Below are 13,240 nucleotides of genomic sequence, written 5' to 3' on the forward strand. Positions count from 1 at the left end.
GGCGTCTGGCAATCAGGCGAATGGGTAGGATGGGTGCTTCACGGCACCAGTGTTGCCCTTTCGCCGATTGTCCCGCCTCGTGGCTTTCTCCATTTGGCAGCTTGATTTAAGCACGATCGTTCGTTATCGTTTTCTGGCTTTAACCAAATGGCAGGAAAGCCCCTCATGAGCGCCACTGACGCCGAACAGTTCGTGAGCCTTGCCACCGTCGACGGCTGGACGCTGATGGGCCGCCTGTTCCTGCCGGACGCCGAGCCGGCTCTGGCCATCGTGCTGCATGGGGCCACAGGCGTGCCGCGTGACTATTACGCGAAGTTCGCGGCCTGGCTGGCGGGCGTTCGGCAGGCGGCGGTGCTGATTTATGATTACCGGGATTGCGGGCAGTCGGCGCGGGGACCGGTGCGGGCGGCGCGGTCGGACATGGGCGATTGGGCCGTCAAGGATCAGGCGGCGGCCCTGGATTGGCTGGCCGACCGTTTTGCCGATCTGCCGCTGGAGGTAGTGGGCCATTCGCTGGGCGGTATGGGTCTGCCCTTCCATGAGAAGGCCGACCGGGTGCGTTGTATGACGACGGTCGCCACAGGCCCCTCACATTGGACCCGCCATCCCTTGAACTATATCGGCAAGGCGGCGGCCTTCTGGTTCCTGCTGGGGCCGGTGGCGACCCTGGCGTTGGGCTATCTGCCGGGCCGTATCCTGGGGCAGGGGGCGGACCTGCCGGCGCGCGCCTTCTGGCAATGGCGGCGCTGGTGTACCACCCGCGGCTTCTACCGCAAGGAATGGGGCCGCGCCCTGCCGCAACCCGATCTGAACCGCATGAAGGGGGAGGTGCGCCTGATCGCCGTGGCTGACGACCCCATGATCCCGCCGCCGGTCGTGCGCGACCATGCCGCCTTTTTCCCGGCTGCCACTGTCAGCCATCATGTGGTGAGGCCACAGGAGGTGGGCGTCAATGCCATCGGCCATATGCGCCTGTTCTCTGAACGGTGCAAGGCGGCGTGGCCGTTGGTGGCAGGCGTGTGATTATACCAGGATCGGTGCGCCATCGGCCAAGGCCGCCAGACCGTCGGCGGTGACGCGCAGGTGGCGCAGCGTGCCGGGCGGGCCATTCAGGCTGGCCGCCGCCAGGACATGACCATCCACATCCCATTGCGACAGGCGCCAGTCACCGGCGCGCAGCCATTCCTCTTCTGTCGACAGAACGGGGGCGGCGTCCGGCTTGGCCGGGGTGACGGTAAAGGCGGTCAATTCCTGTGACAGGCCCCGGCCCGTGGCCTTGATGACCGCTTCCTTCAGGTTCCAGATGCGCATGAAGCGCGTGCGTTTGGCATCCTCATCTTCCTCGGCGGCGATCTGTGCCACTTCCTGGGGTGAGAACCAGCGGTCGGCAATGTCCAGTTCGACGGTACGGTTGGGCACCAGCGGTTCGATATCCACGCCCACCTCCCCCTGTGCCGCCACGGCGACGGCCACCATGGAGCGGGTGTGCGACAGGTTGAAGGACGCCCCGCCGCGCACCAGCACCGGCTTGCCATAGGGGCCGGCATTGAAGGCCAGCGAGCCGGCGGCCCGGCCCGTCCAGGCACCCAGGAACAGGCGCGTCAGGCCGTGGGCCGCGATATAGGCGTTGCGGTCGGCATCAAACTGGAAACGGGCCGCGCGGTCGCGTTCGGCCCGGTCCAGCGTGTGCGACAGGGGCGCCAGATCCCGCGTGCCCAGGCCATCAACGGCCAAGGTCACGACGATCACGTCATGTCGCCAGTCGCCACGCATGGCAAACCCGTCCCGCATCCGATGCCCCCGTTTCCAGAAAGCGCGGATGATAGGCGGTTCATGCCGCTTTGGTAAGGACAGAAGCCCCGACGCAACGGGAAGGCCGCCCCGCGATTCCCGAAGGGCCGCAGCACTTGCCCTTGTCACGAACCCCGATGCACCCAGCCGCCCTGTTACCAAACCGTTACAATATTCCCGTCCTCTCAACCCTGATAGTGCTTTGCGGGATTTCAGCGCCCAAGCATTATCAGAGCCTTGTCGGCAGCGGATCCTTCCGGACAAGGGGCCCGGCCGTGACGTGGGGGGTATGAATGGGGTACTGGCGGGGACGGGTGGCACGCCTGGCGGCGGCCATGGCTTTGGTGCTGTCGGCCAATATGGCCGCGACGAACGGGGCGGTGGCCGATGCCATCGTGCAGACCAAGGGTGACTGGCAGGACAAGTTCCGCCAGTTGGAGGTCGACCTTCCCACCCCCAATACCTATCGCACCGCATCGGGCGCGCCGGGCCACCAATATTGGCAGCAGCGCGCCGATTACCGGATCGAGGCGAAGCTGGACGCCGCCGCCAAGCGCCTGACGGGCAAGCAGAGCGTGCAGTACCACAATAATTCGCCCGACACGCTGCGGTACCTGTGGCTGCAGCTGGACCAGAATATCTACAAGGACAAGTCCATCGCCGAACTGACCCGCACGGCCAGTCCCGGCAAGGATGGCGGCGACCAGATCAGCTATGGGACCCTGGCGCGCGTCCAGGCCCTGAAGGACACCAAGTACGGCATGGAGATCGCCAGTGTCACCGATGAGGGGGGCCGCAAGCTGCCCTTCACGGTGGTCGACACCATGATGCGCATCGACCTGCCGCGCCCCCTGGCCCCCGGCGCCTCGTTCGGGTTCAAGGTGGAATGGGCCTACAACATCATCAATCAGGACATTGTCGGCGGGCGCAGCGGGTATGAGCATTTCCGTGACAACAACACGGATCTGTTCTTCATCGCGCAATGGTTCCCGCGCATGGCCGCCTATACCGACTATGCCGGCTGGCAGCACAAGGCCTTCCTGGGCCGGGGCGAATTCACCCTGGAATTCGGCGATTATGATGTCGCCATTACCGTGCCCGCCGACCATGTGGTCAGCGCGTCGGGCGAATTGCAGAATCCGGGCGATGTCCTGACCGCCACACAGCGCGACCGTCTGGCCAAGGCCGCCAAGGCCGACAAACCCATGTTCATTGTGACGCCTGACGAAGCCCTGGCTAACGAGAAGGATACCGACAAGGCGACCAAGACCTGGCGCTTTGCGGCCAAGAATGTCCGCGATTTCGCCTTTGCCAGTTCCAACAAGTTCATCTGGGACGCGATGGGTGTGACCCAGGACAATCCGTCCGGTAACCCCGTGCTGGCCATGTCCTTCTACCCGAACGAGGCCGAACCGCTCTGGTCCAAATATTCGACCTGGGCCGTGGCGCATACGATCAAGACCTACAGCAAATATTCCTTTGCCTATCCGTACCCGACGGCCCAGTCGGTCAATACCTGGGACGGTGGCGGCATGGAATATCCGATGATCACCTTCAACGGGTACCGTCCCAATGTCGACAAGAAGACGGGCAAACGCACCTATACGGCCAATGCCAAATATGGGCTGATCGGCGTCGTCATCCATGAGGTCGGGCATTTCTATTACCCGATGATTGTGAATTCGGATGAGCGGCAATGGAGTTGGATGGATGAGGGGCTGAACACCTTTGTCCAGAATATCGCGCATCTGGAATGGGAAGAGAATTTCGGCGAGCATCGCCGCAATCCCAACCTGCCCGCCGAAATCACCAGCTACATGACCAGCCAGGGTCAGGTGCCGATCATGACCCAGTCGGATTCGGTGCTGCAATTCGGTCCCAACGCCTATACCAAGCCGGCGACGGCGCTGACCATCCTGCGTGAGACGGTGATGGGCCGGGAGCTGTTCGACCATGCGTTCCGCGAGTATTCGCAGCGTTGGAAGTTCAAGCGCCCCACCCCGTCCGATTTCTTCCGCAGCATGGAGGATGCGTCGGGCATCGACCTGGATTGGTTCTGGCGCGGCTGGTTCTATACGACCGACCATGTCGATATCGATCTGGCGAGCGTGCGGGAATACCGCATCTCCACCGGCAATCCCGATGTGGAGAAGGCTTTCCAGCGCGACGAATATCGCCGCGATAATGCCGAACCGCTGGCCCAGGTGCATAACCGCGAGCAGGGATTGAAGACCCTGCTGGAGCGGGAGCCGGACCTGAAGGATTTCTATAACGAGAACGACAAGTTCACGCCCACCAACAAGGACCGCAATAAGTTCGCCGACATGCTGGAAGGGCTGGAGCCCGGTGAGCGGGAAGCGCTGGCCCGGGCCGAGAAGGATGGTGACTGGGTCTATTTCGTCGATTTTGCCAATAAGGGCGGTCTGGTCATGCCGTTGCCGCTGCGCCTGACCTTTGCCGATGGGACTACGGAGTTCCTGATGATCCCGGCGGAGATCTGGCGTTACAATGCCAAGGCCGTGACCAAGATGCTGATCCGCCCGAAACAGGTGGTGGGCATCGAACTGGACCCGCGCCAGGAAATCGCCGACGCCAATGTTTCTAATAACGCCTATCCGCGCAAGATCGCCGCGTCCCGTCTGGAACTGTACAAGATGAAGGACGAGAACAAGGATTTGATGGCCGACATGCTGGTCGAGCTGAAGGCCAAGAAGGACGCGGAGGGCAAGGTGGAGCCGGGCAAGGAAGTGCCCCTGACGCCCGCCGGGGGGACGCCGTGACGGTTGCCAGGATCGGTCGGCGCCGGGTTCTGGCGCTGACCGCAGCAGGGTTGGTGATGGGTGCGGTGCCGCTGGCCCGCGCCCACCGCGCCAAGGCGGCGCTGACCCTGGTCCGGTTGAACCGGACCAGCGGCGTTCTGGAGGTGGAGCACACGCTGCACGCCCATGATGCTGAAATGGCCCTGAACCAGATCGCCAAGCTGCCCACACCGGACCTGTCGCAGTTGGAAGATCGGGCGCGGCTGGCGCTGTATGTCGAGGCGCGGTTCGCCCTGACCCCGCCCGGCGGGCCTTCCCTGACGCTTAAACTGCTAGGGGCGGAGCTGGACGGGGAAGAGGTCCGGGTCTATCAGGAAATGGCCCTGGCAACCCCGCCTGCCCGGCTGTCGGTGCGCAACATGATCCTGCGCGATGTCTTCCCCGTACAGATCAATCAGGTGAATTTCGACCTGTATGGCGACCCGGCCCGCATCCGCACCCTGACCTTCCTGGGCGGGGATGGGGAGAAGGATGTGATGCTGGGGTAACAGTTGCGTAATGTTGTCAGAAATGACAACATATGCCGATGCGGATGACGCGAAGAATCTCCTGGATCAAGGCAGCCCTCAAGGCATTTGAGGACTTTCCTGAATATGCCCAGCTGGATATGGCCGCAGCACTGGGGATCGCCGCCCTGGGAGGCAAAGCCGATATTGCGAAGCCGTTGAAGGGCTTTGACGATGGCGTCTTTGAAATTGCCCTCAATCGGCGTGGCGACGCTTACCGGGTCGTCTATGCCGTGAAGATCGGCACCGACCTGTGGGTTCTGCACGCATTTCAGAAGAAGTCGGCAAGCGGCAAAAAAACGGCCTCACAGGATATTGATCTTGTCCGGCAAAGGTTGTGGCGATTGAAGGAGATGCTGGCATGAGCGGGCAAGAGGATATCGAACTTGTGTCCGGTTCCGGGAACGTCTTCGCCGATCTGGGCGTGGCGGATGCGGGACTGTGGCAGTTGAAGGTCGAACTGGCCGCCGCCATCATCGACACGTTGGACAGTCGCGGCCTGACTGTCCGGCAGGCAGCAGCGTCCACAGGTATCGCTGCGGCCGACTTTTCCCGTATACGGAATGCGCGGTTGCAGCGTTTTACCGTTGACCGGTTGCTGACGATCCTGGACCGGTTGGATGCGGGCGTGGAGATATCGGTCAGGCTGCGCCCGGCGGTGCAGGTGCCGGCGGCCTGACCGATATCTGCTATCGACCAAAAGACTTCGCATTGACACCGGTATCAATTATTCTCACCCCACCAAAAAAGGGGGATGGGATGCTGGGCAAGGGCGTGACGCGGCGGTCTCTGCTGCTGGCGGGGGCGGCGGGGTTGATGGTGGCGGGGTCGGCGGGTGCCGCCACGGGCAAAGGGCCGGTGGTGAAGACCGTTGCCGGCAAGGTACGTGGACGCAGCGCCGATGGCATCCATGTCTTTAAGGGCGTGCGCTATGGTGCGGATACCGCAACCCGGCGCTTCCAGGCCCCGCTGCCGCCCCAGCCTTGGAAAGGGGTGGTGGAGGCCATTGATTATGGCAATGCCAGCCCGCAAGGATCGAAGGAGGAACGGCAATCGGAGGATTGCCTGTTCCTGAACGTCTGGACACCGGGCCTGGGCGATGGGGCAAGGCGGCCTGTCATGGTCTATATCCATGGCGGTGCCTATGCCAACGGGTCGGGATCGGACCCCCTGTATGATGGCACGCGGCTGGCGCGGCGCGGCGATGTGGTGGTGGTGACCCTCAACCATAGGTTGAATCTATTCGGCTATCTCTATCTGGCCCGACTGGGCGGGCTGGACGACCCGCGCTTCGCCGATAGCGGCAATGTGGGCCAACTGGACCTGATCCTGGCGTTGCAATGGGTGCGGGACAATATCGCCGCGTTCGGGGGTGATCCCGGCAATGTCATGCTGTTCGGACAATCGGGCGGCGGGGCTAAGATCGCCACCCTGATGGCGATGCCGGCGGCGCGCGGCCTGTTCCACAAGGTCGCGACCATGAGCGGGCAACAGGTGACGGCGGGTGGTCCCCGCAACGCCACCGCCCGTGCGGTGGCGGTCCTGAAACAGCTGGGGCTAAGCGTCGACAAGGCCGGGGCGGAAGCGCTGCTGACCCTGACGGTGGAGCAGTTGAAGGCGGGGTTGAAGGCTGTGGATCCCATCGCAGGGTCGGGCGGGGTCTATGCGGGTCCGGTCCTTGACGGCCGTAATCTGCCGCGGCATCCGTTTTTCCCCGATGCGCCCGCCTTATCTGCCGATATTCCCATGATCATCGGCAATACCCATGACGAGACGCGCAACCTGATCGGCGGGGGCGATGCCTCTACCTTCGCGCTGAGCTGGGAGGCATTGCCGGAGAAGCTGTTCCCCGCCATGCGGGTGGATATCGCGCCTGAGATCGTGATTGCCGAGTATCGCCGGCTGTACCCGCATTACAGTCCGTCAGACGTGTTTTTCGCAGCGACGACGGCGGGCCGGTCCTGGCGCGGGGCGGTGGAAGAACTGGAGGCGCGGGCGAAACAGGGTGCCGGTGCGGCACCGACCTGGGCCTATCAGTTGGATTTCCCATCCCCGCGCGATGGCGGCAAATGGGGCGCGCATCATATGCTGGATATCCCGCTGTCCTTCGCCAATGCCGTCCTGCCCGGCAGTCCCACGGGCGACGGGCCGGAGGCACAGGCGCTTGCGGGCCGGCTGGCCGACGCCTTCATCGCGCTGGCCCGCAAGGGCGACCCCAATCATCCGGGCCTGCCGGCCTGGGCGCCCTATGACCTGACACGGCGACAGACCATGGTGCTGAACAGCGAATGTCGGCTGGTGGATGATCCGCGCGGGGCGGAGCGCCGGCTGTTCAGCGCGGTGCCGTTTGTGCAGTTCGGGACATAATGCGACCCTCAAACCCGCGGACGCTCAACGCTTGGTATTGGCGTTAAAGTCCGGCCCAAACCGCCTTCACCTGTGCCGCCATGCCCATCAGGTCCAAGGGCTTGGTGATGACACCAACAGCGCCAAGCGCCAGCAGCTCCGCGCGTTCGGCGTCGGTGTCTTTCGCGGTGACGAACAGGACCGGCAGGGATGCGGTGAATTCGTCGGCGCGCAGGGCGGCCAGTGTCGCGGGACCGTCCATATCGGGCATGACGACGTCGAGCAGCACCATCTGCGCCTGACAGACACGGGCCAGCAACGGTGCCTGCCCCCCATCGGCGCACAAGGTCACCTCCAGCCCGCCGATAGTGGCCAGCGCCAACTCGGCTATGGACCGCAGGTCGGGATCATCGTCAACGTAAAGTACGCGGCGCAGTTCCATAATTAATTCGCTACCCCAACCTTTATGGCAGGTTCCTCGGCTCGACAGGGTTCCCGGTACAGGCATAGAATGCAACCGTAAACCACCGCCACCCGCTGGACCGTTAATGAGCGATCCGTCTTCGTCTGTTTCCATTGCCACCCGGCAGCGGGAAATCCGTGAACAATATGTGCTGATGCTGCCCGAGCGTCTGGCCAGTCTGGCCCAGGCGGCGGGGGATGTGCGGCGCCTGTCCAGTCTGGCCCATGGGCTGATCGGATCGGCCAGCACCTTCGGCTTTACAGAGCTGGCTGATGCCGCACGCCAGTTGGACCACGCGATCCGCGCCCTGGTGGCGGGCGAGGAGAATGCGACCTTCCGCATCGATACCGCCCTGGCCTTGGCCCTGCGTCTGGGGGAGCAGGTGGCGACCTGCCCGGTTCCAGAAGTCTCGGAAGAGGAAACCAGTGCGGCTGCCGAGGAAATCACCATCTATCTTCTGGAAGATGATCCGGTGCAGGCGGGGGAAATGGTGGCGCAGTTGCACCCCTACGGATATCACGCGGTTCCGTTTGCCGATCCCGGCAGTTTTGCTGCCGCCGTGCGGGCCGGAAATCCAGAAGCACTGCTGGTCGACATCATCTGCGGCACCGATAATGATGCCGGCAGCAATATCGTTGCCTCCCTTTCGGCGGAAGGCCCGGTACCGCCCGCCATCTTCCTGTCGGGGCGCGATGATTTCGAGGCGCGGCTGGCGGCGGTGCGGGCCGGTGGTGCCGGCTATCTGACCAAACCCGTGGACCCGGCCGTCTTGGCCGAGCGGCTGGACCAGACCATCGGTCGCGACAGCGCCCGTCCCTACCGCGTGCTGCTGGTCGATGATGATCCGCTGGTCGCCGCCGAATATGCTACCGCCATGGGCGGGGCGGGGATGGAGGTAGAGGTGCTGGCCGACCCGGTGCGCGCCATCGACCATATCCGCCGCTTCCTGCCCGATCTTCTGCTGCTGGATAACCGCATGCCGGGCTGTTCGGGCCTGGAACTGGCCGCCGTGCTGCGCCAGCAGGAAGGGATGCTGTCGCTGCCCATCCTGTTCCTGACGGCGGATGAGGAACTGACCGACAAGCGTCTGGCGCTGGACCTCGGGGCGGAGGATCTGCTGCGCAAGCCCATCAGCGCGTCCAAGCTGGTGCAGCAGGTGCGGGCCCGCGTGCGCCGTGCCCGGCAGTTGCAGGCCATGATGGCGCGCGACAGCCTGACCGGCGCCCTGAACCATGCCATGGTGCAGGAGCATCTGGCGACCGAGGTGGCGCGCGCGCGGCGGGAAGGGGTTCCCCTGTCCTTCGCCATGATCGATGTCGACCGGTTCAAGCGCGTCAATGATGAGCATGGGCATGCGGCAGGCGACCGTGTGCTGCGCTCGCTGTCCCGCCTGCTGCGCCAGAGGTTGCGCCGCAGTGATATTGTGGGCCGCTATGGGGGGAAGAATTCGCCGTCATCATGCCCCGCACCAGCCCGCATGAGGCCGCCGGCATCCTGGACAATCTGCGCGCGGCCTTTCATGCCGTGGGCTTCCGTGGGGCCGAGGACCAGCTGTTTCATGTGACCTACAGCGCGGGTGTGGCCGGTCTGACAGACACTGGGGATGTGGCATCCCTGAACCTTGCCGCCGATGCAGCCCTGTATTTCGCCAAGCGGGCCGGGCGCGACCGCGTGCATGTGGCGGGCTCGCTCTCCGCGTCGGCATGAGCCTTCCCCGGCATTCGGGGTGGCAACCGCCGATGGAAGTGCTTAAAAGGAAAGGGGATGCCCGCGAGCGCGCGGGCGCATGGGTGTAGCCGGGGCAAGGGGCCGGATGAGCACAGAGGCGCCACATCTGCTGATCGTGGAGGATAGCCCCACGCAGGCCCTGCAGATGGAGATCACGCTGGCCGCCCAGGGCTGGACAGCGGAGGTGTGTGCCACCGCTGAGGATGCGCTGGAGAAGCTGAACGGCGCGCTGCCGGATGCGCTGTTGGTCGATTACCACCTGCCGCGCATGAGCGGGGATGAGTTCATCCGCCGTGTCCGCCTGAATGTCCGCACCCGACAGCTGCCCATCATCATGCTGACCGATGAGGTGACAGCGGAGGCGGAGTTCAGGGGCATCGAAAGCGGGGCCGACGCCTATGTCCCGAAATCCGCCGACAGCGACCTGCTGCCGGCCCGCATCAATGCCCTGCTGAAGCGCCGTCCGGGGACGGATTTTCACGCTTCGGCCCAGGCGCTGCGGCAATGCCGGCTGATGATCGTCGATGACAGTCCGACCTTCCTGGAATTCCTGCGCGGGATCCTGGAGGAGGAGGGGCACGATGTCGTCCCGCTTCTGTCGGGCAAGGAGGCACTGGAGAAGGCGGAAACCGACAGTTTCGATTGCGTCATCGTCGATCTGAACATGCCGGAGATCGACGGGGTGGAGCTGTGCGGGCGGCTGGATGCCGTGCGGCGGCGGCGTGAGGAACTGTTCCAGATCGTCATGCTGACGGCCAGTGACAGCAAGACCGACCTGATGCGCGGGCTGGAGGCCGGGGCCGACGATTATGTCACCAAGGCCAACGATATCGAGATCATCAAGGCCCGCATCCGGGCCCTGCTGCGCCGCAAGCTGCTGCATGAGGAAAATCTGCGCATCTCCATGGAATTCCGCGCCAAGGAGCGGGAGCTGGAGCGTGCGCATGAGGATAAAAGGCTGGTGGAGGCACGGGCGGCCCTGGCCGATGCGCTGGAAAAGACCAATCGCGAACTGGCCGAAACCAATGAGCGGCTGACCCAGGCGCAGGTGGAACTGACCCGCGCCAAGGATCAGGCAGAGGCCGCCAACCGCGCCAAGTCCGAGTTCCTGGCCAATATGAGCCATGAACTGCGCACGCCGATGAACGGTATCATCGGCATGAACACCTTGCTGCTGACCACCTCCCTCACGCCGGAGCAACGGCATTCGGCGGAACTGGTAGGATCATCGGCCAAGCTGCTGCTGAGTTTGCTGAACGATATTCTGGATATCTCCAAGCTGGAGGCCAATCAGGTCACGCTGGAGCATATCGAGTTCGATGTCGCCACGCTGTTCGAGGAGACGGCCCTGCTGATGGCGCCTAAGGCGGCGGAGCATGGGATCGAGCTGGTGCTGGATATCGACCCGTCGGCCCGGCGCATGGCGGTCAGCGACCCGACCCGCATCCGGCAGGTGGTGCTGAACCTGATCGGCAACGCCATCAAGTTCACGGCCAAGGGCGGGGTCACCGTCAGTGTCGCGGTGCATGAAGGGGCTGGCGGCGTGCTGACGCTGGATGCCCAGGTGATCGATACGGGTATCGGCATCCCACCCGATGCGGTGAACCGGCTGTTCGAGAAGTTCGTGCAGGCCGACAGCTCGGTCAGCCGGCGGTTCGGCGGCACCGGCCTGGGGCTCGCCATCTGCCGGGAGACGGTGGGATTGCTGGGTGGACGCATCGGGGTGGAAAGCACCGTGGGGGCGGGGTCCACCTTCTGGTTCACCATTGCGCTGGCGGCGGCGGAAGAAGGGGCGGTGCATCTGGCCCCGCTGCCCGACCTGGCCGGCAAGCTGGCGCTGCTGCTGGTTCCTGAAGGGGTCGTGCGGGCACCGCTGTCGCGTGAGCTGTCGCGCCTGGGCCTGCGGGTGCGGGTGGAAGAGCCGGATGACGGCGTCGCAGAGATCGCGGCGGGCCAGCTTTCGCCTGATATCGTGCTGCTGGACCTGGGCGTGGTGGCAGAGGCCGGGACGGGCGTGGCGCAGCGGCTGCGCACCCTGCTGCCGCAGGCGCGGCTGATCATGCTGCGCCCCATGACGGGCGTGGTGGTGGGGCCGGCGGCCATCAATGCCACCCTGGACAAGCCCGTGCTGCGCCAGGACCTGATCGCCGTCCTGCGCGGCGGACCGGGGGCGGTGCCTCCGGAGAAACCCGCGCCAGCGGCTGCCGCCAGTGCCGCCATGGCGCCGGACGGGTATGGTGCCCGCATCCTGCTGGCCGAGGATAATTATGTGAACCAGCAGGTAGCCCTGCACATGCTGACCGGTGCCGGCCACCGGGTTGACATCGCAAACCATGGCGGGGAGGCCGTGGCGGCGCTGGAGGTGCGGGATTACGATCTGGTGCTGATGGATGTGCAGATGCCCGTTGTGGACGGGTTGGAGGCGACGCGCCGCATCCGGGCCATGGCCGGGCCGCGCGCCGGTATCCCGATCATTGCCATGACGGCCAATGCCATGACCGGGGTGGAGGCGGAATACCGCGCCGTCGGCATGGATGACTACATCTCCAAGCCCGTTGAGTATCAGGAGTTCCTGGCCAAGGTCCGTGCCTGGCTGGACCGCCGCCGCGCCGCCGGGGCCGAGGCCGCCCTGGCCCAACCGGCGGTGACGGTGGAGGCTGGCGACCTCGATCTGGCAACCGTCCGGCAGTTGCGGGAAATGATGGGGGCCGCCGCGTTTGAACGGCTGTTGGGCCAGTTCCTGGACAATTCCCGCGCCCGCCTGGACCGTATCGGCAAGGCTCTGGATGGCGGGGACAAAGCCGCGCTGGGCCGTGACATCCACGATATGATCAGCACGTCGGGCGGCTTTGGCTGCAAGGCCCTGGTCCGCATGGGCCGCGACATGGAACAGGCCCTGCGGGAGGCGGACATGGAGGCTGTCGGCCGACTTGGTGCGCAACTCCTGTCCCTGGCACCCGCGACGTGGGACCGGTTGGCGGCGGCAGTACGCCCGGTGCCATAGGCGCGGGTTCATTCAAATATCTCGCGTTGAGATGGTTCCAGCCGGCAGCATGGCAAAGGCATGGCGGTCAGGATATGCTGCGACAGTGTCAAATTATTTGATTTGACAAATCAAAATAAATGGATGATGATGCATGGAGATTGAGGACGCCGCCGCGCAGGTTCTGGACTCCTATCCCCGCATCTGGTTCGCCTGCCACACACGGCATGTCGCAGACCCGGTGACGGGAACGGGGCTCACCAGTCATCTTGCGTCGGTCTTGAACCATCTGTCGGTGGATGCGGCCACGCTGGTCGGTGACTTGGCGCGCCATTTGGGCGTTACGCCGGGGACCATATCGGTGCAGCTCTCCAAACTGGAGGCGCTTGGCTATGTCGAACGCGTGGCCGACGCCGCCGACCGTCGTCGTCAGGGGATCATCCTGACCGCGGCGGGCTTGCGTATCCGCCGCGCCAACAGCCCGCTCGACTGGACCCGGTTGACGGGTGCGCTGAGCCTGCTGTCTCCGTCGGAACGACAACAGGTGGCGGAGGGGCTGGCGCTACTGGCAAAGGCAGCGGGGCAGGCAAGCACCAAGTAAGGA

General features: G+C 64.5%; 10 protein-coding genes and 1 pseudogene. 9 read left to right on the forward strand and 2 right to left on the reverse strand.

Annotated elements, in window-relative coordinates:
- Window positions 1-165 precede the first annotated feature (165 nt).
- Window positions 166-1,023, forward strand: coding sequence for an alpha/beta hydrolase family protein (locus ABC729_RS23435; protein ID WP_495610029.1), 858 nt, complete (start codon window positions 166-168; stop codon window positions 1,021-1,023).
- Here the strand turns inward: ABC729_RS23435 and ABC729_RS23440 are convergent, their stop codons facing one another.
- On the reverse strand, window positions 1,024-1,791 hold the full coding sequence (locus tag ABC729_RS23440) for a 4'-phosphopantetheinyl transferase family protein (protein WP_495610030.1): 768 nt from the start codon (window positions 1,789-1,791) through the stop codon (window positions 1,024-1,026).
- 293 nt (window positions 1,792-2,084) lie between these two features.
- Between ABC729_RS23440 and ABC729_RS23445 the strand changes: the two genes are divergently transcribed.
- The 5 genes from ABC729_RS23445 to ABC729_RS23465 all read left to right on the forward strand — a co-directional run bounded on the left by ABC729_RS23445 (window position 2,085) and on the right by ABC729_RS23465 (window position 7,483).
- Entirely contained in the window at window positions 2,085-4,571 is a 2,487-nt protein-coding gene (locus tag ABC729_RS23445) for a M1 family metallopeptidase (RefSeq protein WP_495610031.1), read from the forward strand.
- Complete coding sequence (locus tag ABC729_RS23450; protein WP_495610032.1) at window positions 4,568-5,098, forward strand: DUF6702 family protein; 531 nt, start codon at window positions 4,568-4,570, stop codon at window positions 5,096-5,098. The genes ABC729_RS23445 and ABC729_RS23450 overlap by 4 nt, the downstream gene beginning before the upstream one ends.
- A gap of 32 nt (window positions 5,099-5,130) precedes the next feature.
- The gene (locus ABC729_RS23455; protein WP_495610033.1) at window positions 5,131-5,481 is read left to right on the forward strand and encodes a type II toxin-antitoxin system RelE/ParE family toxin; all 351 of its coding nucleotides are present in this window, start codon (window positions 5,131-5,133) and stop codon (window positions 5,479-5,481) included.
- A complete protein-coding gene (locus tag ABC729_RS23460; RefSeq protein WP_495610034.1) occupies window positions 5,478-5,795 on the forward strand; it encodes a helix-turn-helix domain-containing protein in 318 nt (105 codons plus the stop codon). The genes ABC729_RS23455 and ABC729_RS23460 overlap by 4 nt, the downstream gene beginning before the upstream one ends.
- Window positions 5,796-5,875: 80 nt before the next feature.
- Complete coding sequence (locus ABC729_RS23465; RefSeq protein WP_495610035.1) at window positions 5,876-7,483, forward strand: carboxylesterase/lipase family protein; 1,608 nt, start codon at window positions 5,876-5,878, stop codon at window positions 7,481-7,483.
- Window positions 7,484-7,526: 43 nt separating this feature from the next.
- On the opposite strand, the gene ABC729_RS23470 is transcribed toward ABC729_RS23465, so the two are convergent.
- Window positions 7,527-7,904 carry a response regulator gene (locus ABC729_RS23470; protein ID WP_495610036.1) on the reverse strand — a complete coding sequence of 126 codons (378 nt, stop codon included), beginning with the start codon at window positions 7,902-7,904 and terminating at the stop codon, window positions 7,527-7,529.
- A 106-nt stretch (window positions 7,905-8,010) separates the two neighbouring features.
- On the opposite strand from ABC729_RS23470, the pseudogene ABC729_RS23475 reads away from it, so the two are divergent.
- The 3 genes and pseudogenes from ABC729_RS23475 to ABC729_RS23485 all read left to right on the forward strand — a co-directional run bounded on the left by ABC729_RS23475 (window position 8,011) and on the right by ABC729_RS23485 (window position 13,237).
- Window positions 8,011-9,632: pseudogene (locus tag ABC729_RS23475) on the forward strand (diguanylate cyclase).
- Window positions 9,633-9,738: 106 nt separating this feature from the next.
- Window positions 9,739-12,657: a response regulator gene (locus ABC729_RS23480; RefSeq protein WP_495610037.1), complete on the forward strand. Its 2,919-nt coding sequence runs from the start codon at window positions 9,739-9,741 to the stop codon at window positions 12,655-12,657.
- 133 nt (window positions 12,658-12,790) lie between these two features.
- Complete coding sequence (locus ABC729_RS23485) at window positions 12,791-13,237, forward strand: MarR family winged helix-turn-helix transcriptional regulator (protein WP_495610038.1); 447 nt, start codon at window positions 12,791-12,793, stop codon at window positions 13,235-13,237.
- The last annotated feature ends 3 nt before the right edge of the window (window positions 13,238-13,240 follow it).

This window comes from Niveispirillum sp. CC-CTL257 (assembly GCF_059489915.1).